This window comes from Pseudomonas sp. S2_E02 (assembly GCF_054668355.1).
In genome coordinates, this window is record NZ_CP162761.1 from 5,219,829 (window position 1) to 5,243,620 (window position 23,792).

Consider the following 23,792-nt stretch of genomic DNA (forward strand, 5'->3'; position numbering starts at 1 on the left):
TCAAATTCCTTCTGTTACACACAGAACCCTGTGGGAGCGAGCCTGCTCGCGAATGCGGACTGACATTCAACATCTTCATCGCCTGATGCACCGCTTTCGCGAGCAGGCTCGCTCCCACAGGTTTTGTATTCGCAAACCTTAGCGGCCGAGGTAGACCTCGATCACGCGCTCGTTTTCCTGTACCTGTTCCAGCGAGCCTTCGGCCAACACGCTGCCCTGATGCAGCACGGTGACGTGATCGGCAATCGAGCCGACAAAGCCCATGTCATGTTCCACCACCATCAGCGAATGCTTGCCCGCCAGTGACTTGAACAGTTCAGCGGTGAACTCGGTTTCCGCATCGGTCATGCCCGCCACCGGCTCATCGAGCAGCAGCAATTGCGGGTCCTGCATCAGCAACATGCCGATCTCGAGAAACTGCTTCTGACCATGAGAGAGCAACCCGGCCGGGCGATTGACCGAGGTGGTCAGGCGAATCGTCTCCAGCACTTCGCTGATCCGGTCCTTCTGCTCGCCACTGAGGCGCGCACGCAGACTGGCCCACACCGACTTGTCGGTCTTCTGCGCTAGTTCCAGGTTTTCAAATACGCTCAGCGCCTCGAAAACGGTCGGCTTCTGGAACTTGCGGCCGATGCCGGCCTGAGCGATTTGCACTTCGCTCATCTGCGTCAGGTCGAGGGTTTCACCGAACCAGGCCTTGCCGTGACTGGGGCGAGTCTTGCCGGTGATCACGTCCATCAGCGTGGTCTTGCCCGCGCCGTTGGGGCCGATGATGCAGCGCAACTCACCGACGCCGATGTACAGATTCAGATTGTTCAGTGCGCGAAAGCCATCGAAGCTGACGCTGATGTCTTCCAGGGTCAGGATCGTGCCGTGACGGGTATCCAGACCCGGGCCGACGCGCTGGCCGAGGCCGATCGAGTCGCGACTGGTGCCCTCGTCCTTGTTCGGTTCGACGGGAAAAAAGGCCGGTTCCAACATGAATTCAGCGCTCGCCGTGACTCTCATTGTTCACCTCGTTTCTTCAGCAGACCGATCACGCCTTTGGGCAAGTACAGCGTCACGACGATGAACAACGCGCCGAGGAAGAACAGCCAGTATTCCGGGAACGCTACGGTGAACCAGCTCTTCATGCCGTTGACCACACCGGCGCCGAGCAGCGGGCCGATCAGCGTGCCGCGACCCCCGAGAGCCACCCACACGGCCGCTTCGATGGAGTTGGTCGGCGACATTTCGCTCGGATTGATGATCCCGACTTGCGGCACATACAACGCCCCTGCCAGGCCACACAACACCGCACTCAACACCCACACGAAGAGCTTGAAACCGCGCGGATCGTAGCCGCAGAACATCAAGCGGTTTTCCGCATCGCGCAATGCGGTCAGCACCCGGCCGAACTTGCTCTGCGCCAGGCGCCAGCCGATGAACAGGCTCGCCACCAGCAGCAACACCGTGGCCAGAAACAGCACCGCGCGGGTGCCCGGTTCGGTGATGCCGAAACCGAGAATCGTGCGGAAATTGGTGAAGCCGTTGTTGCCGCCAAACCCGGTCTCGTTGCGGAAAAACAGGAGCATGCCGGCGAAGGTCAGGGCCTGGGTCATGATCGAGAAATACACGCCCTTGATTCGCGAACGGAAGGCGAAGAAACCGAACACCAGCGCCAGCAATCCCGGCGCCAGCACCACCAGACACATCGCCCAGATGAAGCTGCTGGTGCCGGTCCAGTACCACGGCAGTTCGCTCCATGACAGAAAGGTCATGAACGCCGGCAGACCATCACCGGCGGCCTGACGCATCAGGTACATGCCCATCGCATAACCGCCGAGGGCGAAGAACAGACCGTGACCCAGTGACAGCAACCCGGCGTAACCCCAAACCAGATCCAGCGCTAACGCGACGATGGCGTAGCAGAGGATTTTGCCGACCAGCGTCAGCGTGTATGCCGAGACCGACAAAGCATTTTCCGGCGGCAACAACGACAGCAGCGGCAAGGCAATCAGCAGCGCGAGGATCACCGCGCCGACCGCGAGGGTGACTTTCGGTCCGGCCTTTTGTGTGGCCGTGACTAACAGAGGCTGGTTCATCAGTCGATCACCCGTCCTTTCAGTGCGAAGAGGCCTTGCGGACGTTTCTGGATAAACAGAATGATCAGCGCGAGGATCAGGATCTTGCCAAGCACCGCACCGATCTGCGGTTCGAGAATCTTGTTGGCGATACCGAGGCCGAAGGCCGCCAGCACGCTACCGGCCAACTGGCCGACGCCGCCGAGCACCACCACCAGGAATGAATCGATGATGTAGCTCTGGCCGAGGTCCGGGCCGACGTTGCCGATCTGGCTCAGCGCCACGCCGCCGAGGCCGGCGATGCCCGAACCGAGGCCGAAGGCGAGCATATCGACGCGCCCGGTCGGCACGCCGCAGCAGGCGGCCATATTGCGGTTTTGAGTGACGGCGCGAACGTTGAGGCCGAGGCGGGTCTTGTTCAGCAGCAGCCAGGTCAGCACGACGACGAACAGTGCGAACGCAATGATGACGATGCGGTTGTACGGCAGCACCAGATTCGGCAGCACTTGAATGCCACCGGACAGCCACGCCGGGTTGGCGACTTCAACGTTCTGCGCGCCGAACAACAAACGCACAAGCTGAATCAGCATCAGGCTGATGCCCCAGGTGGCGAGCAGGGTTTCCAGTGGCCGGCCGTAGAGGTGGCGAATTACCGTGCGCTCCAGGGCCATGCCGATTGCCGCCGTGACAAAAAACGCCACCGGCAGGGCGATCAGCGGGTAGAACTCGATGGCTTGCGGTGCGTAGCGCTGGAACATCAACTGCACCACGTACGTCGAGTAGGCGCCGAGCATCAGCATTTCGCCGTGGGCCATGTTGATCACGCCGAGCAGGCCGAACGTGATCGCCAGACCGAGCGCGGCCAACAGCAGGATCGAGCCGAGCGACATGCCGCTGAACGCCTGGCCGAGGATCTCGCCGATCAGCAGTTTGCGTTTGACTTGCGCGAGGCTGGTTTCGGCGGCGGTGCGTACGCCGGCATCGCTCTCGACGCCGGGTTCAAGCAAACCTTCAAGGCGTGTTCGCGCCAGTGGGTCGCCGGTTTCGCCGAGCAGGCGTACGGCGGCGAGGCGCACCGCCGGGTCGCTATCGACCAGTTGCAGATTGGCCAGCGCCAGGCTCAGAGCGGCATGGACGCTTTCGTCTTTTTCGCCAGCGAGTTGCTGGTCGAGGAATTTCAGCTGCGCGGGTTTCGCGCTTTTCTGCAATTGCTGCGCGGCAGTCAGACGGATTTTGGCGTCGGCGGCGAGCAATTGGTGGCTGGCCATGGCGGTGTCGATCAGACCCCGCAGGCGATTGTTCAGGCGCAGGGTTTTTGGCTGGCCATCGATGGTCAGTTCGCCTTGTTGTAGGGCGTTGATCAATTCGATACGTGCCGGATCGGGCTGCGCGGCCCAGGTTTCCAACAGTTTGGCTTGTTGCACGGGATTGGCCGCGACGAAGTCTTCGGCATCGCCAGCAAAGGCAGTCATCGGCAACAGCAGTGCGATGGCCAGAAACAAGCGGAATATGGCAGTGGGCATGAGTGGTGTTTCCTTTCTTGCGGTGGCCGATGGAGCGGTGTCCGGCTGTGAATCCGCCCCTCACCCTAACCCTCTCCCAGAGGGAGAGGGGACTGACCGAGTTGTCAGATCATCCAACACCGACCTGACGTTCCTGCGTCGAACTCAGGTTCTGATAGCTACAGAGATCAGCTCCCTTCCCCCTCGCCCCCCTTGGGGGAGAGGGTTGGGGTGAGGGGGAAAGATCTCCGCTCCACAACAAAACCCAAGTCAGACTCAGTTGCTCTTCACCGCATAATCCGGCTTCTTGTCGTTGCCCTGAATGAACGGGCTCCACGGTTGCGCGCGGATCGGCCCTTCGGTCTGCCACACGACGTTGAACTGACCGTTGCTCTGGATCTCGCCGATCATCACCGGTTTGTGCAGGTGGTGGTTGGTCTTGTCCATGGTCAGCGTGTAGCCGGACGGCGCGGCGAAGGTCTGGCCGGCGAGGGCTTCGCGGACTTTGTCGACGTCAGTGGATTTGGCTTTCTCGACCGCCTGCGCCCACATGTGGATGCCGACGTAAGTGGCTTCCATCGGGTCGTTGGTCACGGCTTTGTCGGCACCCGGCAGGTTGTGTTTCTTCGCGTAAGCCTTCCAGTCATCGACGAACTTCTTGTTCACCGGATTCTCTACGGACTCGAAGTAGTTCCACGCCGCGAGGTTGCCCACCAGTGGTTTGGTGTCGATGCCGCGCAGTTCTTCTTCACCGACCGAGAACGCTACAACCGGCACGTCAGTAGCTTTCAGACCCTGGTTGGCCAGTTCTTTATAGAACGGCACGTTGGAGTCGCCGTTGACCGTCGAGATGACCGCAGTCTTGCCACCGGCGGAGAATTTTTTGATGTTGGCGACGATGGTTTGATAGTCGCTGTGACCGAACGGCGTGTAGACCTCTTCGATGTCCTTGTCGGCGACGCCTTTGGAGTGCAGGAACGAGCGCAGGATCTTGTTGGTGGTGCGCGGGTAGACGTAGTCGGTGCCGAGCAGGAAGTAGCGCTTGGCGCTGCCGCCTTCTTCGCTCATCAAATATTCAACCGCCGGGATCGCTTGCTGGTTCGGCGCGGCGCCGGTGTAGAAGACGTTCGGCGACATCTCTTCGCCTTCGTATTGCACCGGGTAGAACAGCAGGCCGTTGAGCTCTTCGAACACCGGCAACACCGATTTACGCGACACCGAAGTCCAGCAGCCGAACACCACGGCGACCTTGTCCTGGGTCAGCAACTGTCGGCCCTTTTCGGCGAACAGCGGCCAGTTGGATGCAGGGTCAACCACCACTGGCTCAAGCATCTTGCCGTTCACACCGCCCTTGGCGTTGATTTCGTCGATGGTCATCAGCGCCATGTCTTTGAGCGACGTTTCGGAGATCGCCATGGTGCCGGACAACGAATGCAGAATCCCCACCTTGATGGTCTCGGCGGCCTGGACAGTCCAGGTCATGCCCATCGCGGCAATGGATGCCGTGAGTGTGAAAGCCTTGATCAAACTGCGACGCTTCATTGTGCGATCTCCATGAACATTTAATTTTTCTGGTTGGCAGATGCGGACGACTGAAGGTGTGTTTTGCAAGGGCTGTGCCCGGTCGGGATCGGGCAGGAAAATGTCGTGTCAGAGCGGTTGTAAGGTGGGGGCGCGCACTAGTAGAGGACATCTGACGGGCGCTGGTGCGTCCGGGCGCGCCAGATTGGGGCGCACTACTGAGCGGGAAGATGAAGATACATAAACGATAAACATGTACCTCGGCTCACGGCGCGTGCAGCAACACACTCATTTGATCGTTATCCCGATTGTTCTTCGCAGGTTTCTATCATGAGTAATAGTTCAGTCCGATCCAGACGTGCCGCAACCGAGTCCCGAAAATCCAGGCTACCTCCCCTGAGTCCGCCGTTTCTGTCAGAGGAGGATGCTGCGTATTGGGTTCATACGCGCATACCGCCCAAGGCGGAAATGGAATATGGCAGCGTGATTTTGCTGCGGCCGGATGGGAAATTCGTGGCCACTTCACCGATACCCGGAGAGGCCACCACCTTTGATTTGAGCACCATCATCGACTTCGATGTGCTGGGAGAGCTGGAGCCGCCCAAGGGGTATCGGTTTGCTGCAAACATTCACAGCCATGCCGCTCTTCACGATGTCGTAGGTGAGGCCTATCCAGAACTGGATGAAATGAACCTGCGACTCTTCATCAACTTCTTCTCCAGTAGCGATTTCATGGGGGATGTGGATGGGCGCGCCTATTTTCGTAGTTCATACCTCTCCGGCCCCGATGGAACATTGCTCAAGTATTCGCCCAGTGGTTCGAAAGCGGAACTCGATTACTACCGTTGGCACGAGGCAGGTGCACGACCAGGGCGTGAGCCGTGGACTCGTGACGTGATGAGCATCATCAATAAGCTTGCATCTGTCGGTGAACTGAAAGTCCTCGTTTCAAGTGCAGACTGGGGGCATTCGGTGGGTGTCGTACCGCCGGACTGGCAACCAGGCCAGGGTTTTTCAACGGGCAGGGTGACCGAATTACCTTTGATGACCCGCATTTGCTCCACTGTCGAGCGGGCGGTACTCGCTGCACTGAAATCAAGAGGTGCACAGGACTCGGGGTTACTGCTGAAGAAGACTGCTGGCAATGAGTATGTCGCGACCCATGCACGCCCGTTCGGGCTCGCGTCATGGGATCCAGCGAAGATCTTTGCGGCGGGTGATGACGGTCAATTACGGTTGCCTGAAGGCTATAGGCTGGAAGGTTTTTACTACGCCTCCCGTCCTGACCCTTCGCGGCTCACTCTTGCTCAGCCGTGGCTCTACGAGAATTTCTTCACGCCACAGGACATTGCTCTGGCCATTTCGTGTCACAAGAGGAGTCAGCAATTGGCTGTGGCCGGTCGACCTTTGTCGCTGTACATGCAGGCCAACGATGCGTCCATGTTGAAGTACAGCTTCAGTGGCAGCGAGATAGAAGCGGCACTGAGCGTCGAGCATTCCGACGGGTCGATCACCGACGCCGGGGTGCAATCCAGGTTGCTGACTGGAGCATTGTCGCCACGGGAATTTGTCTCGATGCTGATACTGGCGGGCCGGCTTGAGGTGTTGCGGGGCAGCGCGCTCTGGGCACGTTTGGGGAGGGTGGGCCTGGAATGGATACCCTTCGCGAACTTCCCTTGGCCGCCATTGAGTCAGGCGTTTTTATCCGCCGATGACGCCGTTCGGTATGCCCACGAACAAGTCGGCATTCGCCGTGACCGCCAGTACGCAGGCTATGTATTTCAGCGCAGCGACACACGCTTTGTGGTCACCGAGCCGTTGGAAGGGGATATCGATGTGCTGGACCAGGGGCGACTTTATCCTCGGGATAATCGAGGGCGTCCGGTTTTCCCTGACGACCACGTGGTGCATGCCCGATATGTCTCCCACGTCGCGCTCACGCAGCTTGAGCCGGTCAATATCAGTTCCCGGAAGTGGACGCTCCAGGAGGCGTTACTAAGCCTGCAAATGTTGAGTGTAGAAGAGGTGCGGCAGGTATTGCTCGATAACACCGTTCTGTATTGCTCTGCTGCCATGAACAGTCTGGTCAGGTTTGCACCTTACGCAACCCCGGCTTCGAAGGATCTGGCGCGACACCTGGGAACACGCGTGCATCCCGGTCCATTGGCTCTAGGTCTGGACAAGGGCAGCAAGCGACCGCAAGACTTCATCAGGGAGCAGGCCGCCGCCGGCTGGCTGTTCAACCTGACGGACAACGAGTTGTGGGGCCATCGCGGCCAAATATTACCGGGCTGGAGCATGTCAGAATCCGCCGGATCAACCTCTGCAGAACCGACGTCACCCATACCTGCACTCCCTACGCCGTCCCTGCCTCAGCCGTCGCTGCCCCCGTATCCTTCGTCGTCTTCGCCCCGGCCATCTTCTCCTCGGCCTTTGCCATGGAAGCGGCCTGAGTTCGTCCTGTACGGTCCTGTCTGTTCTTCGGCGGACGACGCGGCACAGTATCTCTTTGCTGGCGACAGGCGTTTGCACGATGAGAACCGTGCCTGGTTCGGATTCATCCTCAAGCACAAGGATCGGGAGGAATACATCGGCACGGAACTGTTTCCAGTCAGCGGTCAAGACAGCAATCTTTTTCGGCAGGCGTTGGTGTTCGCCTCTCGACGGTCGGCGCCGTGGCATCAATACCCGGAAGGCTTCGACATGTATGGGAGCTTTTATGCGCATCAGAAAGTAGAAGCATCTTCGAGCAGCCCTGAAGACTGGCTGGCGCAGTATTTTGTTTCGCCAGACATCCTGACAACAGCCATGTACTACGGTCGCCGTCGGCCTGTAATCGCTTCAAGCCCCGCCGCGTTTTATCTTGCCACTCGGGACGGTGCTCTGCTCAAGTATGCGAGGAGTCAGGCAAGCAAGTTGTTCCATGACGACACGTCTGAGACAACACTCGACTCAATCAAGCGAGGGCTCGCGTCCGGCGAGTGGCTGCCGACGGATTTCGTCCATACGGTCGCTGAAAGTGGCGAACTCTCGGTGTTGCGAACAAGCGCGTGCTGGGATCGGTCAGGAAGGGTCAGGCCAACGTGGCAGCCCTACGCGAATCTGCAGCGGCGCTGGCTCGGCCCGGTTTTTCAGAGTGCTGACGATGCCGCAGCGTTTGCCAGATCGAGATTGCCGCTGGTCACGGACAAACCTTTTGGCGGCGTCATTCTGAAACGCCCCGACGGCCTTTACGTAGCCTCTGCGCCCATCAAGGTGTCGCGGGAGGATTTCGACATCACCGAGATTTTTCCGGATGAAAGCAAGGGCGCCGGGGTATTTCCTGATGGCTGTATTATCACGGCGCGTTATCGATCCAGAGTGGCCAGGGAGCTGTCGGTCATTTTTTCTCGTATTGAGAAGCAGATCTATCTGAACATGCTGTCCGTCGACACCGTGTACTCATCCTTCAAGCGGCTACCAAGAGTGGCATGGGATGAATACCTGTTCGGCCCCGACGGTTCGTTGATCCGCTATCAGCCAGGAATATGGGATCGTCTGCGCGCAGATCTCTTGGCAGCTCTGACGGATTACAAAACGCTTCCTGCGTCCCTTGATGGCGATGCGATAAAACAGAACATACGTAGCGCCAAGCTGAAACCGAGTGAATGGGTCGACGCCTTGGCAAAGGCCGGTTACTTGCAAATTGTCATCGGCAGTGAAATCTGGGGTTTGCCCCGCCAGATCAGTCGCTGGGTTCCTTTCTTTGCTGATCTGCAGCCTCTAATGGATTACACCAGAGCCGCGAGCGCACCACTTTGCAGCCCAGTGTTCGTTCAAGCCGATGCTGTTGCCCGGTATGTTCATGAAGCCTCGGTGAGCAGGGACACCCAGACGTTCGGATTCATACTGCGCTCTCGGGATGGCTTGTTCCTCGCCAGCCTGCCCGTTGATGTGCAACGCTCTGGCCTGGCTGTGGATCGAGTATTCGAACAGGCAAGACTGCCTTCAGGGTTTGAACAGGATTCGATTTATCTGCGCGCAGCGCTGCCTCCGCTCGGCGCACGGCCTGACGATATGCGAAATGTCTTTGTACTTCCCAACGATGTTCAGCAAGCCTGCCGACAGGCCAGTACGCCGCGGGGGTACAGACCGATCTATATCTCCTGTGCCGATAACGCGTTGTTGAAGCTGTAATTGCATGCGTTTGAACCCGGCGTGTTCTACGACGCTTTCGGGCAGGTTGAGTTGCGCCCCAATGCGTTTGTATCGCGTGAACAGGCAGCGATCGATGAACGTGACATTGCCAGTGGCCGATTCAGATTTACAGACTACGTGCACCGGATGGCCAAGGCCGGCCGGCTCGACGTGATAGAAACCAGCGACTACTGGTCGCGGCAGGGTCAAGTGGATGAGCATTGGCAACCGCGTATGGCCGATACTTCCAACGAGCAGCGATGGCGAGATAACCCGGTGCCGGCGCTGGGACCGATTTTTCATCACCCTGACGATGCCGCCCGCTATGCGCAACAACGCACGGACGATTCCGGTCACAGTGAAACCGGCTACGAAGGCGCGATCCTGGCGCGGTCGGCCAGCAGTCGATTTGTCCCGCTCGAGCCAATAGTCTGGTCTGCCCATGCCGAGGACCCTGTCCTGCGGATATTTCGCTCGTCGAGTGATCCGACGATCAGTTGGCGCAATCCGGCGGCGCGTTACCCCAATGGCTACACACTCGTGGCCAGCCACCAGTTCCATCTGTCGGGCAATACCACGCTCGCACCGGACACTGATGATGTCAGAGCAAATTTCGCTTCGCCTGCGCGTGTGCATGCGCATACGCATGAACTGAAGAACCAGGGTTTCGACATTGAGGATTATTACTACTCAACGCCGAACCACGTGTTGATCAGGTACACACCCGTTTACTCGCAGGCCGAGAGGGATTTGCTGCTGGCCCGGCCTGTGGATTTCGAAGCGGGGCGCTGGGTCAGCCGGCTGAGTCCGGGCGAGTTTGTTTCACAACTCATGGAGCTGGGTGAATTCAGGGTGCTGCTCGCCGGGCATTACTGGCGTCAGACCGGACGAATGGGCGCCGGCTGGAGAGTGCGTCGCCAGCAGCCTGTAACGGAGGGTGGTGCGCGAGTCAGGGACGAGTTGTAACGTTCGATCCAGTGGCTACACGGCAGGAGTGTGCCGCCGTCGGCGGCCACTCCACATTGAGTCGGATTTACGTCGAGGCAGACTCAGGTTGCCGGTCAATGAGCGATAGCAGCAATCGATCCAGCAACCAGACGACCACCAGCGAAGCCCCCACCAACGGGAACACCACCGCCAGCGCCAACATGATTACCACGCCGGTTTTCCATTTCGGCAAGTCATGACGCAGCGGCGGTACGCCGAATTTGCCCTGTGGCCTACGCTTCCACCAGATCACCACACCACTGACGGCACTGAGCAGAATCATCAGACAGATCAGCAGCACGACGATCTGGTTGAAGGTGCCGAACATCTTGCCTTCGTGGAGCATCACGCCGATTTCCGTGGCCCGTGCCACAGTGCCGTAATGTTCGAAACGCACATCGGCGAGGACCTTGCCGGTGTACTGATCGACATGCAGGGTCGCATCGTTGCGCGGGTCATCGGCGAACACAGCGATGGTGAACACACCGGTGGCGGTGGTCGGCAGGGTGATGCTGTAGCCCGGCTCGACCTTGCGTTGGGTTGCAATGTTTTGCACGTCTTGCAGGCGGATGGCGGGTGCTGCGGGGCCGGCGTTGCTGGCGCCGTGGTTCATGTGTTCGGCGTGGTCGCCGGACATTGGCATCGGCGTGTTTTCCATCGCCCATGGCACAGTCTGGCGGGTGGCGCTGTTAAGGCTGCGCGCCTCGACATCGGAGGTCGGCACGTTGTCCCACATCGCCGCTGGAAAGACGTTCCACACCTGGGCGTATTGCTTGCCCCAGAAACCGGTCCAGGTCATGCCACTGAGCAACATCACCAGCAACAGTGTTGCACCCCAGAACCCGGTGACCGCGTGCAGATCACGCCACAATACTCGACCGCGACTGTTCAGCCGTGGCCACAAAATCCCCGCGGCCTGACCGCGTGGCCACCACAGAAAAAGTCCCGACACCACTAGCACCACGCCCCAGCCGGCGGCCATTTCGATGAGGCGGTCACCGACGGTGCCGATCATCAACTCACCGTGGATGGCGCGGGCGATGGCTTGCAGATTCTGCTTGGCATCCTGCTCGCCAAGGATGTCACCGTGGTATGGATCGACGAATACGTTGAGTTCGTGGCCGGCGTTCTTCACCACAAACTGTGCGCTGCGCTCGGCGTTGACCGGTGGCAGGTATTGGGTGACCTGGCCTTGTGGATAAGCGCTTTTCACCCGCTGCAGCAGGTCATCGGCCGGGACAGTGTGATGGCCGGCGGGGACATTGAGCAGGCTGCTGTACATCAACGAATCGAGCTGCGGTTTGAACAGATAAATGATGCCGGTCAGGGCCAGCATCACCATGAACGGGGCGACGAAGAGACCGGCGTAAAAATGCCAACGCCAGGCCAGGTTGTAGAAATTCGGTTTGGGCTGTTTCATCACGTGTGCTCCGCTTGGCTTGGATCTTCTAGTTGTCATTGGCGGTTGCTGCGCAACCGATCGCGAGCAGGCTCACTCCTACAGTGGGAGCCAGCCTGCTGGCGATGCTGTTAGAAACTCATGTCGACCTTGGTCCAGAGCGTGCGCCCCGGCTCATTGATCGCTTGCGGGTCATTGGCCGGGTAGCCGAATCCGGCGTTGCCCGCCAGGTTCAGGTGTTCGGCGTAAGCCTTGCCGAACAGGTTGTCGACGCCGCTGCTGACCTTCCAGTTCTTGTTGATCCGGTAGGCACCGTTGAGTGAGAACACGCCGAAGCCCGAACTCTTGTCGTAATCCTTGCCGACCACGTTGCCCTTGTTCTGATCGATACGATTTTGCGCGGCAACCACCCTCCACAGTGCACCGGCGCTCCAGTTGTCTTCGCTATAGGTCAGGCCGAAACGCGCATCCAGCGGCGGCATCTGTGGCAGAGCCTTGCCGTCACTGCTGTTCTTGCCCCAGGCGTAGGCCAGGGTCGCATCGGCTTTCCAGTGGTCGGTGAGTCTGTACGCGGCACCGAGTTCACCGCCCATGATTCGCGCGTCAATGTTCTCGGCGCGCGAGGTGCTCATGCCCATCATTCCCGGGGTGTAATCAAAGAGGATGTAATCGCGCACCACGCCGATATAACCCGAGGCCCAGGCTTCAAGTTCGGCGCTCTTGTAGTTCACGCCAAAGTCGAACTGAGTGGTCTTTTCCGGTTTGATCGAATCGAACGCGTTGACCGATCCTGCCGGGCCAGACTTGGGCGAAAACAGCTCCCAGTAATCCGGGAAGCGTTGCGCGTGACCGAGGCCCGCATAGAGCGTGGTCGGACTGTCGGCGAGGTCATGCTCGTAGCGGATGAACCCGCTGGGCAGGGTGTCGGCGCGGGTATCGTCGGCGGTCGGGTTGGGGCGGGACATCATTCCCGAGCCGGTGGTTTGCCGGTAATCCTTGGCTGAAGCGCGGTCGACGCGGGCGCCGCTGATCAGCCGATCACGGTCGGCGGCGTACCAGGTCATTTCGCTGAACACGCCATAGTTATGGAAATCGGCGTCCTTGCTGTACGGCTGATCCTTGTAGGTATCGATGCCCATGCCGCTGCGCTGGCGGTGTTCGTTGGTCTGCGCGTCGAGGCCGGTGATCAGTTGGATATCAGCCCAGCGCCAGGTGGCCTTGATCCGTGCGCCGAGGGTACGGCGGTCGACGTTGGAGGCCATGGGCCCCGACATCATTCCGGTGCCGGACGGCGTGCGCAGGGTGTAGTTGTCCATCACATGGTCGGCGTAGTTGTAGTAGACCTGCGCTTCGAGTTTCTCCAGCACGTCGGTGATGTTGGATTTTTCGAAACGCAGGCCGAGGCTTTCACGCAGGAACTGCGAACCGTCCATGCCGCGTCCGGCATAGCGCGCTTCGCCGTTGCCCTTGCCGCCGGTGAGTTCGATCAGGGTGTCGGCGTCCGGGGTCCAGCCCACTGCGATGTCGCCGTTCCACTTGTCGTAGCGTGAGGCGACGATGTCGTTGTTGCCATCGCGGTAATCGTCGGAATGCGCGGTGTTGCCGATCACGCGCACGTAGCCCAACGGGCCGCCGGCAGCGGCGTCGACAACCTTGTCAAAACGTCCGTGGGAGCCGGCCAGAATGCTTGCGTTCACGCGGGTGCCGAGTTCGCCGAAGCTCTCTGGCTCACGATCGAACAGCACCGTACCCGCCGACGCGCCGGGGCCGTAAAGCACCGTTTGCGGGCCTTTGATCACGGTGAGTTTGTCGTAGGTTTCCGGCGAGATATACGAAGTCGGCGCGTCCATTCGGCCGGGGCAGGCGCCGAGCATCATGCTGCCGTTGGTGAGGATGTTCAGGCGCGAACCGAACATGCCGCGCAGCACCGGATCGCCGTTGGTGCCGCCATTGCGCACCAGCGCAAAGCCCGGAATGGTCTTCAGATAATCGCCGCCATCACTGGCCGGCACCGGTTGGCGCGGGTCTTTGGGGTTGGTGACGATGGTCAGCGGTGAGCTCGGGGCGATCGCGGTAATCACCGTAGGGCTCAGTTCTTCCTGGTGGCCGGCCAGTACCAGCGGTGACAGCAGGACGCCGCAAAGGACGGCGGTAGCGTGCCTGAAACGAACCCGCGATTCGTTCAGAGCGAAGGACGCCGGGGCAACGCCCGAGCGTGGAACAGCAGAAAACCTGGACATGACAATTTCCATCAAACAGTCGTAAACGACACGGCCGGCAGCCTGAAGCTGTCTTCTCAACCGTGTGCAATCAAAGGCGCGTGTTTACGCTGCGATGGGCGGGGCGCGGGTGCGGGCGCCGGGGAAGAAGGTCTGCCGGGCGTGGCCCAGGCGCGGGGAGGGCGGGGTGAAGGTGTTCAGCGGCGGGATGTTGAAGGCGACGAAATCACCGCCCCCAGTCAGCGCCGGGCAGTTGAACAGCAGGCTGCAGTAGCCGCACTTTTCCCACAGCACGTGGTGCGAGGATTGCGGTGGGCAGTGTTCGGCGCTCGGTTTTGCATCATGGCCCGCGTGATCCATGCCCGGCATGTCCATCGACATGTCCATGCTCAACGGCATCGATGTCGAGGCGTGCTGATCCATCGGCATCGACTGAGAAATCAGTGGGCCGATGAAAATCATCAACATGGCGAACAGGGCGATCCAGCTGCCGCGAGTCAGGTGTTGAGTCTGACGGCGTTGTCGGGAGGGCCTGGCGCTCAGCGGGCGCATGGGCGGAGTCTGCCGGAAGGCTTACTGGGCGTGCGCGTGGGCCTGTGTGGTTTCCGGCGGTTTCTTCTGCACCGAGACTTCGACGGTGACGTCACCGGCCTTGTCGAAATGCAGCGTCAGCGGGAAGCGCTTGCCGTCGCTGAGCAGGCTGCGGTCTTTCGGGTTGAGCAGCATCACGTGATAGGCCATTGGCGCAAACGTCACGTTGCCGCCGGCCGGAATGGCCACGCTCGGCACTTGTTGCATCTTCATCAGATCGCCCTGCATGACGTGTTCGTGCAGTTGCGCTTCCGGAGCGATGGGCGAATCGACGCTGAGCAAACGATCGTCAGTCTTGCCAGCGTTGTGAATGATGAAATAGGCGGCGACTGTCGGTGCATTCGGCGGCAACTCTTGCGACCACGGATGGGCGATCTCAAGTTCCCCAACTTTGTATTCGTGAGCATGGGCAAAGCACGCCGGCAACAGCAGCGCAGCGACGATGATGAGTTTGTTCAACATGGCAGTTCTCCAGAACGATTTGAAACGCAGGTCAATTGCGCGAACAAATCAAACCAGAGGGGAAGCGCGGGGATTGAGACTCGGCCATTGCTGGCGCGGCGTGGGTGTTTGCAGAGAGGCTGGCGCCACGCTGCGGTTGCTTTCGTAGCGGGCGAAATACAGCTGCGGCGAATGCCCCGGCAACGCCACCAGTGGCGCCGAGCCTGAGCAACACCAGCAATGCTGCATGTTCGAATGATTGTCGTTGCTCGGGGCCTTTTGATCGGTGGTGCCGATGTTGATCGCAACCATCTTCGTCCCGCTGCCGGTGCAGAAACTGCTCCAGAGCAACTGTTCGGCCGGTGAATTGGCCGCCTGCGCCATCGCTCCCGTCATCGGCATGGCGAGCATGTTGAACAGCACTGCAAAGCAGGCGATCCAGGCAATTGCTAGCCGGTGTCGGTTCATGGGACAGATCCATTGGGTGGGCGATCAGGCGCGGCTATTTAGCCTGATCAGGGCCGATAAGTAAAAAAGCGTCGTGCGGTTTGGTGTCGCAGCGCCTTCACAGTGTTACGGCATGCAATCGCAAACCCAGAGCCTTCATGACTTTCATGATAGTTGCGAATTCGGGATTGCCAGTGCTACTGAGCGCTTTATAAAGACTTTCGCGACCCAAACCTGCATCCCGCGCCACTTGTGTCATGCCTTGAGCTCGGGCGATGTCATTGAGTGCTGCACGAATCAGAACGCCATCGCCTTCATCGTCGTCAAAACAGGCATCCAGATATGCCGCCATATCCTCGGGAGTCTTGAGGTACTCGACGGCGTCAAAACGGGCGAATTCTTCTGACATTGGATGTGTGCGCCCTTGGAGTCAAAGACGTTGAGCGTAGAGGTGGACGCTGACTGCCGATAGTCAGTGATTCGTTAAGTTGTTGTGGGCAGTGTCCGTTGCGTTTGTAGGATTCAGGTCAGATATCCGGCCGAGCCCGTGACATTGTGGGAGCGAGCCTGCTCGCGAAAGCGGTGGGTCAGGCAATGATGTGCAGACTTTGCCGACGTCTTCGCGAGCAGGCTCGCTCCCACAGTGGTCGGTGGCGAACACGTAGTCTGTGTACGTCGCGAACCTTGTGGAAGCGGCGGTGCGACGATTCGACTTGCCCGCGAAGGCGTCCGTGAGAACTGCGCTTGTTTTTAGATAAGGTTAAGGGGCGCAAGGGCCATGAGGATTGCGTCGACCGAGGCAAACTCCCGATCAACCCCCGGCAACCCCGGTCGCTTCAACACAATCACCGGCAGCCCACGCTCGCGCGCCACTTCCAGCTTCGGCTCGGTGGCGGTGCTGCCGCTGTTCTTGCTGATCAACACATCGATCTGCCGCCGCTCAAACAGCGCTCGCTCATCTTCAAGCAGAAACGGCCCCCGCGCGCCGATCACTTCGCAGCGTTCGTTGCCGGGGTAGACGTCGAGGGCGCGCAGGGTCCAGAACTGCTCAGCAGGGATTTCTTCGAGGTGTTGCAGCGGTTCGCGGCCGAGGGTGAATAAGGGGCGGCGAAACGGTTTGAGGGCGGTGATCAACTCGGCCCAGTCGCTGACTTCACGCCAGTCATCACCGGGCTGCGGCTGCCATGCCGGACGGCGCAGCGCCCAGCAGGGGATGCCGGTCAGTCGCGCGGCGGTCGCGGCGTTCTGGCTGATCTGTGCGGCATAGGGATGCGTGGCGTCGAGCAACAGTTCGATGCCTTCGTCACGAATGAATTGCGCCAGACCCTCAGCGCCACCGTAACCACCGACGCGGACCTGACAGGTCAGATCCGTCGGCACCCGGCCAACACCGGCGAGGCTGTAGATATGTTCTGGCCCGAGCGTACGGGCAATCGCCAGTGCTTCGGTCACGCCGCCGAGCAGCAATATCCGCTTCATGCAAAACCTCCGGCATGCCCGACAATGCCGCCCTGACGATCAATCGCAAACACCTCGACCTGCACCTGCGCGGGCACCACGCTGCGGGCGAAATTCAACGCATGGCGGCAGACCTCATCACCGAGGGCGATCCCCGCCGCACTGGCCATGGCCAATGCCTGCTGGCTGGTATTGGCCTCACGAATGCTTTGCTGCAACGCCTCTTCGGCGCCAATCGCCGCCGCCCACTCAGCCAGTTGCGGCAAATCGATACTTGAATGCCGCGAGTGCAGATCCATGTGTCCGGCCGCCAGTTTGCTGATTTTGCCGAAGCCGCCGCACAGGCTGAGTTTATCCACAGGCACTTTGCGCAGATGCTTGAGCACCGCGCCGACGAAGTCGCCCATTTCGATCAGGGCGATTTCCGGCAGGTTGTAGACCCGGCGCATGGTGTCTTCGCTGGCATTGCCGGTGCACGCGGCGATGTGCAGATAACCATTGGTTTTCGCCACATCGATGCCTTGATGGATCGAGGCGATGTAAGCCGCGCAGGAAAATGGCCGGACGATGCCGCTGGTGCCGAGGATCGACAAACCGCCAAGAATGCCCAGCCGTGGATTCATGGTTTTCAGCGCCAGCGCTTCGCCGCCCTCGACGTTGACCGTGACGTCGAAGCCGCCGGCATAACCGGTTTCGGTGGCAAGCAGTGTCAGGTGATCACTGATCATCTTGCGTGGCACCGGGTTGATTGCCGGCTCGCCGACACCCAGCACCAGTCCCGGCCGCGTTACGGTGCCCACGCCGGCGCCGGCATTGAAACGAATCCCCGGTTCACTCAGCAGCCGCACGCGCGAATAGAGCAACGCGCCGTGAGTCACGTCGGGGTCGTCGCCAGCATCCTTGATCGTGCCGGCCTCGGCGCCATCATCGGTCAAGCGGCAGAACTCCAGACGCATCTGCACCTGTTTGCCTTTGGGCAAGACGATCTGCACCGCATCGGCCGCCAGTCCGCTGAGCAACAGGCGCGCGGCGGCCAGGCTGGTCGCGGTGGCGCAGCTGCCGGTGGTCAGGCCGCTGCGCAGGGGCGCGGGTTGTTCGGCGGTTTCGTCACGCATCGAGGGGTTTGACCAGATCGAGCAGGGTGATCGGCAGCGCCTGGCGCCAGGTGTCGAACTCGCCGAGCGGCTGCGCTTGGGCGACATGGATACGCGTCAGTTCGCCGCCGAAGCGCTCGCGCCAGTTCATCAGGGCCACTTCGCTTTGCAGCGTCACTGCGTTGGCGACCAGACGGCCACCGGGCTTCAGCTGTTCCCAACAGGTTTCGAAGACGCCCTCACGGGTGACGCCGCCGCCAATGAAAATTGCATCCGGGCGTTCTAGCCCGGCCAATGCCTGCGGCGCCTTGCCGCGAATCAATTGCAGACCAGGCACCCCCAGCGCATCGCGGTTGTACTCGATCAATTGCTGACGGCCATCATCGGCTTCGATGGCCAAGGCGCGGCAACTCGGGTGCGTACGCATCCACTCGATACCGATCGAGCCGCTGCCGGCGCCGACATCCCAAAGCAATTCGCCGGGGGTCGGGGCGAGGCGGGCGAGGGTGATGGCGCGTACGTCGCGTTTGGTCAACTGGCCGTCATGCTGGAAGGCCGAATCCGGCAGTCCGGCGAGACGCGAAAGGCGCGGGGCCTGTGCGTCGGCCAGACATTCGATGGCGATGACATTGAGGTCGGCCACGGACGCGGCATTCCAGGCATTGGCGGTGCTGTCGATGCGCCGTTCGGCGTCACCGCCAAGATGCTCAAGCACGCTCATGCGACTCGAACCGAAGCCGCGCTCGCCGAGCAATTGCGCGACCGCTGCCGGGCTCTGGCCATCGTTGCTCAGCAACAACAGGCGCACGCCGCTGAACAATTGCGCATTGAGCGCCGCCAGCGGTCGGGCCACCAGCGACAGCGTCACCACCTCCTGCAATGGCCAGCCGAGACGGGCGGCGGCCAGCGCGCAGGACGACGGGGCGGGCAGGATCAGCATCTCTTCGCTTGGCAGCTGGCGGGCGAGGCTGGCACCGACGCCGTAGAACATCGGGTCACCGCTGGCCAATACGCAAACTGCTTCGCCACGCTGTTCCAGCACCGGTGCGAGGGAGAACGGGCTGGGCCACAACTGGCGTTCGCCGCGAATACACACCGGCAGCAAATCCAGTTGACGCTGGCCTCCGACGATCCGCGAGGCGCCCAGCAGGGCACGCCGGGCGTTTTTGCCCAAGCCCTTGAAGCCGTCTTCACCGATTCCCACTACCGTCAGCCAGGGTGACATCTATATTCCTCTAAACACGCCGTTCCGACGGGCAGTCTTTTCATGCCAGCGGACAAAGCAGGCATAATACCGCGCCTTCGCCCGCGAAGCGCCTTTCCCACGCAGCCGGTCAGCCCCTTGAACGAACGCCCGATGTCCACCGCCTTACGCCCCTCGGCCTGCCCGGGGTTGCTGCGTATCGTCCAGGCACTGGACGGCGGCATCTGCCGGATCAAGCTCAATGGCGGTTCGATCAGCGCCGATCAGGCCGACGCGGTGGCCGATGCTGCCGAACAGTTCGGCGCGGCGATCGAGGCGACCAACCGTGCCAATCTGCAGATTCGCGGGATCGGTGAGCAATCCGCAGCGCTGATCGAGCGTCTGCTCGCCGCCGGCCTTGGCCCGCGCACGGCGGCCGGTGACGATGTGCGCAACCTGATGCTCAGCCCCGCTGCTGGCATTGATCGGCAGATGCAGATCGACACGCGCAGACTCGCCGGGCAGATCCTCGACACCTTGCAAAGCCATCCACAGTTCCACGAGCTGAGCGCCAAATTCGCTGTGCAACTGGATGGCGGTGAAGCGCTGGCGATGCTCGAACATCCCCATGACCTGTGGTTATCGGCGTTCGCGCGTGACGGCAAAACCTGGCTGGCGTTCGGCCTGGCCGGATGCCCGACGGATCGCGCGGTCGGCGCGGTGGCGCTGGAGCACGGCCATGCGTTGGTGGTGGCGGTGCTGGAGTTGTTCCTGGCGTTGGCGCGTCCCGAGCAGACGCGCATGCGTCATTTGCTCGATGAATTGCCGATGCCGGCGTTTCTGCAACAACTGAGCGCACGTTTGCCGATCAAGCCGATCAGCGATTGGCAGCGCACCGCCGAGGCGGACGATCTGCACATCGGTGTTCATCCGCAAAACACTGCGGGTCAGGTGTATATCGGTGCGGTGCCGGCGCTGGGCCGTCTCGATCCGGCGATGCTGCGCGGGGCTGCGCAACTGGCCCGCCAGTTCGGCAATGGCAGCCTGCGTTTTACGCCTTGGCAAAGCCTGCTGGTGCCGGACGTCAAAGCAAGTGATGCGGCTCAGGTGCTGGAAGGCCTTGAGCACCTGAACCTGTTGACCCGCGCTACCGAGCCCCTCTCACGCCTGATCGCTTGCACCGGTGCCAGTGGCTGCGGCAAAGGCCTGGCCGACACCAAGCAGGACGCCCGCCATCTGGCGACGTTGCTGCCCACGGCCCTCAACGTCCACCTCAGTGGCTGCACGCGTTCTTGCGCTGCCGCCCACTGTGCCCCGGCGACGTTGCTGGCCGTCAGTGCCGGTCATTACGACCTCTATTTTCGCGATGCAACGCAGCCGGGTTTCGGCGCGCTGCACGCACGCAACCTTACTATTGAAGCGGCCGCGACCCTGCTCGCCGCCCGCTCTCGGAGCCCCTTTGATGCTTGATTACATCCGCGATGGTCAGGAGATTTATCGCAACTCCTTCGCGATCATTCGCCGCGAGGCCAATCTGGCGCGCATCCCGGCCGATCTGGAAAAACTCGCGGTGCGGGTGATTCACGCCTGCGGCATGGTCGAGGCCATTGACGGTCTGCAGTTCTCCGAAGGTGCGGGCAAGGCCGGGCGCGATGCGCTCGCCGCCGGTGCGCCGATCCTCTGCGATGCGCGGATGGTCTCCGAAGGTGTGACCCGTGCGCGCCTGCCGGCCAACAACGAAGTGATCTGCACCTTGCGTGACGAGAGCGTGCCGGAGTTGGCGCGCGAGCTGGGCAACACCCGTTCCGCCGCCGCACTGGAGCTGTGGCGTCCGCATCTGGAAGGCAGCGTAGTGGTAATCGGCAACGCGCCGACCGCACTGTTTTATCTGCTGGAAATGCTTGACGCCGGCGCACCGAAACCGGCGCTGATCCTCGGCTTCCCGGTCGGCTTCGTCGGTGCCGCCGAGTCGAAAGCCGCCCTGGCGGCCGACAGCCGTGGCGTGCCGTTCGTGATCATGCAAGGCCGCCTCGGTGGCAGCGCCATGGCCGCCGCCGCCGTCAATGCCCTCGCCACGGAGATCGAATGATGCAGGTCAAAGGACGTTTGCTTGGCCTGGGCGTCGGCCCGGGGGATCCGGAGCTGATTACCGTCAAAGCCCTGCGCCTGCTGCGCGAATCGCCGGTGGTGGCGTACTTCGTTGCCAAAGGCAAAAAGGGCAACGCGTTCGGCATCATCGAAGCGCATCTGCAACAGGCGCAGAACCTGTTGCCGTTGGTCTACCCGGTGACCACCGAAGCGCTGCCGGCGCCGCTGTCCTATGAGCAGGTCATCAGCGATTTCTACGACGAAGCCGCCGAGACGCTCGCCGCACACCTGGATGCCGGTCGCGATGTGGCGGTGATTTGTGAAGGTGATCCGTTCTTCTACGGCTCCTACATGTACCTGCACGATCGCCTCGCCACTCGTTATGAAGCCCAAGTGGTGCCGGGCGTGTGCTCGATGCTGGGCGGCGCTTCGGTGCTCGGCGCGCCGCTGGTGTATCGCAATCAGAGCCTGTCGGTGCTCTCGGGCGTGTTGCCCCATGAAGAGTTGAAGCGGCGTCTGGCCGATGCCGACGCGGCGGTGATCATGAAGCTGGGGCGCAATTTCCCCAAAGTGCGTCAGGTCCTCGAAGAACTCGGTCTGGCCGAACGCGCGCTTTATGTCGAGCGCGCGACCATGGCCAATCAGAAAATCGTGCCGATGGATCAGGTCGAGCCGATGTCGTCGCCGTACTTCTCGCTGATCATCGTGCCGGGCGAACGGTGGCAAGGCTGATGACTCAATCCACGCCAGCCATCGTCATTCTCGGTCAGGGTAGCCTGGCCACCGCGCGGCGCATTCAACAGGTCTATCCGGCAGCGCAGATCCACGGCCTCGCCGGGCGCGTCGAAGGCGCCGATTGCACCTATCAGGAGTTCGGCGCGACCCTGCGCGCGCTGTATCAGCAGGACACGCCGATCATTGCCCTGTGCGCGGCCGGCATCGTCATCCGTACGCTGGCGCCGCTGTTGCTGGAAAAGGGCGCCGAGCCTGCGGTACTCGCCGTGGCCGAAGACGGCAGCGCCGTGGTGCCGCTGTTGGGTGGCCTCGGCGGAGTGAATGTCATGGCGCGCGACATCGCTGCCGGGCTGCAAGTCACAGCCGCGATCACCACCAGCGGCGAGTTGCGTTTTGGCACGTGCCTGCTCAACCCTCCGAGCGGTTACGCCCTGGGCGATCTGGAACTGGGCAAGCGTTTTGTCTCCGACCTGTTGGCCGGTCACAGCGTGCGCATCGAAGGCGCGGCGCCGTGGCTGGATCAGGCGCAATTGCCGGAAGATCCGCAAGCGCAGCGTTCGATTCATGTCGGCAGTGTCGCGCGTGAAGCGAGTGCCAATGAGTTACTGATCTATCCACGCAGCGTGGCGCTGGCGGTGAGTGCCGAAACAGCTGATCTGGCGAATGCCGTTCGCCTGGCGTTGCAGCAGGCGCAAATCGCCGTGCAGTCGCTGGCCTGTCTGTTGGCCAGCGAGACGCAAATGGCTGCGCCAGTTTTGCGTGAAGCGGCGCTTGAGCTGGGTGTGCCGCTGCGCTTCGTTGCGGCGCAAAGCGACATCGAAACTCTGGCACGTGCCGCAGTGCCTGAGGCTAAAGTTGTGGTCAGCCACGGCATGGCAATCGCGGTCGCCGAACAGCCTTTGGAGGTTTCCAGCATTGGCCGGCCACGCGGCCGTCTCGCCGTGATCGGCCTCGGCCCCGGCGCTGCCGAACTGATGGTGCCGGCAGTCAAAGCCGAACTGGCCCGCGCCACCGATGTGCTCGGCTACGAAACCTACGTACGCATGGCCGGGCCGTTTCGCGACGATCAAGTGCAGCACTGCACCGACAACCGCGAAGAGATGCAGCGCGCCCGTCACGCCTTCAGGCTGGCCGCCGAGGGGCGCTCGGTGATTGTCGTGTCATCGGGTGATCCCGGCGTGTTCGCCATGGCGGCGGCGGTGCTCGAAGCCTTGCACGAGTCGACGGACCCGGCGTGGCACAGCGTCGATCTGGAAATTCTCCCGGGTGTTTCCGCTTCGCTGGCCACCGCAGCACAGGCCGGGGCGCCACTGGGCCATGACTTCTGCGTGATGTCGCTGTCGGACAATCTCAAGCCTTGGTCGATCATCGAAAAACGTCTGGATCTGGCCGCTGAAGCGGATCTGGCGTTGGCGTTCTACAACCCGATCTCCCGGGCGCGTCCGTGGCAACTGGGCCGGGCGCTGGAGATTGTCGCGCAGCATCGCGCACCTGAAACCCCCGTGGTGTTGGGTCGCGACATCGGCCGTCCGGGCCAGACCCTGCGCACCACGACACTCGGCGCCTTAACCCCCGAGCAAGTGGATATGCGCACCATGGTGTTGATTGGTTCTTCGACCACCTGCACCTTCCCGCGCGGTGACGGCGGCGTCTGGGTTTACACCCCGCGCTGGTACGGTGAAAAACCCGGGGCGTGAGAAAGTCGTGTTGAGCGTCCAGCGCAGTTGTAAGCAACTGCGTGAGACGTGATATCCGGTTAACGCTTCGGATTGAATCATTCCGCTCGAACACAAGGCCGCCAATCTTCTGGATTGGCGGCCTTGTGCGTTTGTGCGCCGGTAAGAAACCAGGCAATTCATTGCCACATGGTTCAAGCGCAAACCCCGAG

19 protein-coding genes are annotated in these 23,792 nt (G+C 61.2%); 6 read left to right on the top strand and 13 right to left on the bottom strand.

The annotated features are described in order from the left end of the window. Positions 1–138: 138 nt before the first annotated feature. The 4 genes from urtD to urtA form a co-directional block, all read right to left on the bottom strand. Positions 139–1,008 carry an urea ABC transporter ATP-binding protein UrtD gene (gene urtD / locus AB4O01_RS23400; RefSeq protein WP_093430222.1) on the bottom strand — a complete coding sequence of 290 codons (870 nt, stop codon included), beginning with the start codon at positions 1,006–1,008 and terminating at the stop codon, positions 139–141. Further along, the gene (gene urtC / locus AB4O01_RS23405; RefSeq protein WP_460089699.1) at positions 1,005–2,084 is read right to left on the bottom strand and encodes an urea ABC transporter permease subunit UrtC; all 1,080 of its coding nucleotides are present in this window, start codon (positions 2,082–2,084) and stop codon (positions 1,005–1,007) included. Before urtC ends, urtD begins: the two co-directional genes overlap by 4 nt. Beyond that, a complete protein-coding gene (gene urtB / locus AB4O01_RS23410) occupies positions 2,084–3,586 on the bottom strand; it encodes an urea ABC transporter permease subunit UrtB (protein ID WP_116255812.1) in 1,503 nt (500 codons plus the stop codon). The genes urtC and urtB overlap by 1 nt, the downstream gene beginning before the upstream one ends. Positions 3,587–3,841: 255 nt before the next feature. Then, positions 3,842–5,107, bottom strand: a complete 1,266-nt coding sequence (urtA, locus tag AB4O01_RS23415) for an urea ABC transporter substrate-binding protein (RefSeq protein ID WP_093430225.1) — start codon at positions 5,105–5,107, stop codon at positions 3,842–3,844. A gap of 447 nt (positions 5,108–5,554) precedes the next feature. On the opposite strand from urtA, the gene AB4O01_RS23420 reads away from it, so the two are divergent. Both AB4O01_RS23420 and AB4O01_RS23425 read left to right on the top strand, forming a co-directional pair. Beyond that, the gene (locus AB4O01_RS23420) at positions 5,555–9,262 is read left to right on the top strand and encodes a DUF4329 domain-containing protein (protein WP_460089701.1); all 3,708 of its coding nucleotides are present in this window, start codon (positions 5,555–5,557) and stop codon (positions 9,260–9,262) included. After that, on the top strand, positions 9,263–10,228 hold the full coding sequence (locus tag AB4O01_RS23425) for a hypothetical protein (protein ID WP_460089703.1): 966 nt from the start codon (positions 9,263–9,265) through the stop codon (positions 10,226–10,228). It begins immediately after the preceding gene. Positions 10,229–10,295: 67 nt separating this feature from the next. Here AB4O01_RS23425 and AB4O01_RS23430 read toward each other — a convergent pair whose 3' ends face one another. From AB4O01_RS23430 to cbiE, 9 genes are all read right to left on the bottom strand, one after another. Then, positions 10,296–11,669 carry a PepSY-associated TM helix domain-containing protein gene (locus tag AB4O01_RS23430; RefSeq protein WP_427120576.1) on the bottom strand — a complete coding sequence of 458 codons (1,374 nt, stop codon included), beginning with the start codon at positions 11,667–11,669 and terminating at the stop codon, positions 10,296–10,298. Positions 11,670–11,779: 110 nt separating this feature from the next. After that, positions 11,780–13,888, bottom strand: coding sequence for a TonB-dependent copper receptor (locus AB4O01_RS23435; protein ID WP_460089704.1), 2,109 nt, complete (start codon positions 13,886–13,888; stop codon positions 11,780–11,782). An 84-nt stretch (positions 13,889–13,972) separates the two neighbouring features. Next, positions 13,973–14,419: a DUF2946 domain-containing protein gene (locus AB4O01_RS23440; protein ID WP_093430229.1), complete on the bottom strand. Its 447-nt coding sequence runs from the start codon at positions 14,417–14,419 to the stop codon at positions 13,973–13,975. Positions 14,420–14,440: 21 nt separating this feature from the next. Continuing rightward, entirely contained in the window at positions 14,441–14,920 is a 480-nt protein-coding gene (locus tag AB4O01_RS23445) for a copper chaperone PCu(A)C (RefSeq protein ID WP_460089706.1), read from the bottom strand. A gap of 48 nt (positions 14,921–14,968) precedes the next feature. Further along, positions 14,969–15,367: a DUF2946 domain-containing protein gene (locus AB4O01_RS23450; protein ID WP_122599673.1), complete on the bottom strand. Its 399-nt coding sequence runs from the start codon at positions 15,365–15,367 to the stop codon at positions 14,969–14,971. A 97-nt stretch (positions 15,368–15,464) separates the two neighbouring features. Further along, complete coding sequence (locus tag AB4O01_RS23455) at positions 15,465–15,755, bottom strand: addiction module antidote protein (protein ID WP_186620962.1); 291 nt, start codon at positions 15,753–15,755, stop codon at positions 15,465–15,467. Positions 15,756–16,096: 341 nt separating this feature from the next. Beyond that, positions 16,097–16,825 carry a cobalt-precorrin-6A reductase gene (locus AB4O01_RS23460; RefSeq protein WP_460089709.1) on the bottom strand — a complete coding sequence of 243 codons (729 nt, stop codon included), beginning with the start codon at positions 16,823–16,825 and terminating at the stop codon, positions 16,097–16,099. Then, positions 16,822–17,919: a cobalt-precorrin-5B (C(1))-methyltransferase gene (locus AB4O01_RS23465; RefSeq protein WP_460089711.1), complete on the bottom strand. Its 1,098-nt coding sequence runs from the start codon at positions 17,917–17,919 to the stop codon at positions 16,822–16,824. The genes AB4O01_RS23460 and AB4O01_RS23465 overlap by 4 nt, the downstream gene beginning before the upstream one ends. Further along, a complete protein-coding gene (cbiE, locus tag AB4O01_RS23470; RefSeq protein WP_460089712.1) occupies positions 17,912–19,123 on the bottom strand; it encodes a precorrin-6y C5,15-methyltransferase (decarboxylating) subunit CbiE in 1,212 nt (403 codons plus the stop codon). Before cbiE ends, AB4O01_RS23465 begins: the two co-directional genes overlap by 8 nt. Before the next feature lie 132 nt (positions 19,124–19,255). Here cbiE and cobG point away from each other — a divergent pair, with 132 nt between their 5' ends. From cobG to cobJ, 4 genes are read left to right on the top strand one after another with little or no spacing between them, the layout of a single operon-like run. Further along, the gene (cobG, locus tag AB4O01_RS23475; protein WP_460089714.1) at positions 19,256–20,551 is read left to right on the top strand and encodes a precorrin-3B synthase; all 1,296 of its coding nucleotides are present in this window, start codon (positions 19,256–19,258) and stop codon (positions 20,549–20,551) included. Continuing rightward, the gene (locus tag AB4O01_RS23480; protein WP_093430238.1) at positions 20,544–21,170 is read left to right on the top strand and encodes a precorrin-8X methylmutase; all 627 of its coding nucleotides are present in this window, start codon (positions 20,544–20,546) and stop codon (positions 21,168–21,170) included. The genes cobG and AB4O01_RS23480 overlap by 8 nt, the downstream gene beginning before the upstream one ends. Then, positions 21,167–21,901, top strand: a complete 735-nt coding sequence (locus AB4O01_RS23485; protein ID WP_460089716.1) for a precorrin-2 C(20)-methyltransferase — start codon at positions 21,167–21,169, stop codon at positions 21,899–21,901. Before AB4O01_RS23480 ends, AB4O01_RS23485 begins: the two co-directional genes overlap by 4 nt. Continuing rightward, positions 21,901–23,601 (top strand): precorrin-3B C(17)-methyltransferase, encoded by a 1,701-nt coding sequence (gene cobJ, locus AB4O01_RS23490; RefSeq protein ID WP_460089717.1) that lies wholly within the window; start codon positions 21,901–21,903, stop codon positions 23,599–23,601. The genes AB4O01_RS23485 and cobJ overlap by 1 nt, the downstream gene beginning before the upstream one ends. Positions 23,602–23,792 lie beyond the last annotated feature (191 nt).